Raw genomic sequence first — 2,386 nt, 5'->3', positions numbered from 1 at the left:
CAGAGAGGTTGGGGAATACCGTAACGCCGGTCAACGCGTACCACTTTTGTGGGGCTATAGCTCAGCTGGGAGAGCGCTTGCATGGCATGCAAGAGGTCGACGGTTCGATCCCGTCTAGCTCCACCACCATTTAAAAAAGCCGACCCTAGGGTCGGCTTTTTGCTTTTCGTCATTTATCCTTCGCCGAATGCCAATGACTAGTCCTGATATAGGTTGACACTTTTCAACCGGATAACGCCCGATGAACCTCATCGGGCGTTTTGTATTTCAGCGACAAGTGCGGCCGCCGCGTGTTGTAGAGGTTCACCGACTCCCTGACCATCTTTCTTGCCTGCGCGATATCTTCTGGCCTGCCGAGCAGGTATTCCGTTTTGAGTATCCCGTTTATCCGTTCCGCCAGCGCGTTCTGATAACAGTCATACCCGTCCGTCATCGAGCAGATGACGCCATACTGCTGATGTAACGCCTGATATTCCTGCGAGCAGTACTGGATACCCCTGTCCGAGTGATGCACCAACGGCAACGCCGTGCGTCTGCCGGCCAGTGCCATTTTGAACGCGCAGGCGACATGCCGGGTATGCAGACTGTCATGCACGTGATATCCCACGATTTTTCTCGACCAGGCATCCGTTACCAGGCTGACATACGCCGTCCCCGTTCTCAGCGGCAGGTAGGTGATATCCGCCACCCATACCTGTTCCGGACGGCTGGCTATTACTTGATTGTCTCCCGCTTTTAGCAGGTTGGGATGGCGATAAAAACGATGATGGCTGTGCGTCGTCTTGTGATACGCCCGTTTAGGCATCACCAGTAACCGCGCGCAGCGCAGGATACTGAACAACCGGTCACGGCCCACATGCAACGCCGGTTCGGGGTGTTGCCGCAACAGGTGATGCAGCTTACGTGTCCCCAGTCGGGGTTGGTGCAAGCGGATGGCCGTCACCTGTTCGACGAGATGCCGGGCCTGCTCCTCTTTGCCTGCTTCACGCTGCAGGGACTGATACCACGCTTGTCGGCTGATGCCCATCCATCGGCAGGCCCGCGTTACTGTGAGTCCCGGTACTTGTGTTTGCGCGATAAGGCGGTTAGCTGCTTTTTTGTCAGCGTGGCGCCAAAGTCGGTGTTCATCACTTTGACGACAGCTTCGAAGAACTGGGCTTTGACTTCAGATTCAGCCAGTTGCTGCTCAAGTTCTTTAATACGCTGTTCGGGCGTCAGGGGGAGTTTGGGCATGTTGTCTCCGCACGTTCTGGTGGAAGGAGAAGTTCGCCAGTCAAGTTGACCGTATTTGCGCAGCCAGTTCATGACAGTCTGGCTGCCTTGGATACCGTAGCGATCTTGCGCCTGGCGGTATGTCATCTCGCCTTTTTCGACCTGTTCGACGACAGCCAGTTTAAAGGATAGAGAGTAATCGCGTTGTGTGCGTTTAATATACTGGTTCATCACATTTTCCTCTGTGCGTGAGTAAAATGTGTCAACGCTATTCAGGACGGGTCAATTGCATAAAAAAAGGGCACCGAAGTGCCCCTTTTTTGTGTCGAAAAATTATTCGCGATTAAGCGATAACTTTAGCAACAACACCAGCGCCTACAGTACGGCCGCCTTCACGGATTGCGAAACGCAGACCGTCGTCCATCGCGATTGGGTGAATCAGGGTTACAACCATGTTCACGTTGTCGCCTGGCATTACCATCTCTACGCCTTCTGGCAGTTCGATGGTACCGGTCACGTCAGTAGTACGGAAGTAGAACTGTGGACGGTAACCTTTGAAGAATGGCGTGTGACGACCACCTTCATCTTTGCTCAGGATGTACACTTCAGATTCGAACTGGGTGTGCGGCTTGATGGAGCCTGGTTTAGCCAGTACCTGACCACGTTCGATTTCTTCACGTTTGATACCACGCAGCAGAACACCTACGTTCTCACCAGCACGGCCTTCGTCCAGCAGTTTGCGGAACATTTCAACGCCAGTACAGGTAGACTTAACGGTGTCTTTGATACCAACGATTTCAACTTCTTCGCCAACTTTGATGATACCGCGCTCAACACGACCGGTAACAACGGTACCACGACCGGAGATGGAGAATACGTCTTCGATTGGCAGCAGGAACGGCTTGTCGATAGCACGCTCTGGCTCTGGGATGTAGCTGTCCAGGGCTTCGGCCAGTTCGATGATTTTCGCTTCCCACTCAGCTTCGCCTTCCAGCGCTTTCAGCGCGGAACCGCGGATCACTGGCAGGTCGTCGCCTGGGAAGTCGTAAGCGGACAGCAGTTCACGAACTTCCATTTCAACCAGTTCCAGCAGCTCTTCATCATCAACCATGTCGCATTTGTTCAGGAACACGATGATGAAAGGAACGCCTCCCTGACGACCCAGCAGGATGTG

At 53.6% G+C, this 2,386-nt stretch carries 1 protein-coding gene, 1 tRNA gene and 1 pseudogene; 1 reads left to right on the top strand and 2 read right to left on the bottom strand.

The window, feature by feature from the left end; all coding sequences use genetic code 11:
• Positions 1–50: 50 nt before the first annotated feature.
• Positions 51–126 (top strand) — tRNA-Ala (locus tag ACIQWA_RS40920).
• A gap of 71 nt (positions 127–197) precedes the next feature.
• Here ACIQWA_RS40920 and ACIQWA_RS40915 read toward each other — a convergent pair.
• Positions 198–1,443 (bottom strand): annotated as a pseudogene (locus tag ACIQWA_RS40915) (IS3 family transposase).
• 112 nt (positions 1,444–1,555) lie between these two features.
• Positions 1,556–2,386: elongation factor Tu (locus ACIQWA_RS40910; protein ID WP_402492276.1), on the bottom strand; the 831-nt coding region annotated here is incomplete at its 5' end.

It is taken from the genome of Kitasatospora sp. NPDC098652, assembly GCF_044760155.1.
Taxonomy (GTDB): domain Bacteria; phylum Actinomycetota; class Actinomycetes; order Streptomycetales; family Streptomycetaceae; genus Kitasatospora.
Note: the sequence above shows the minus strand (reverse complement) of the source record. Positions and strands in the feature narration are given on the sequence as shown.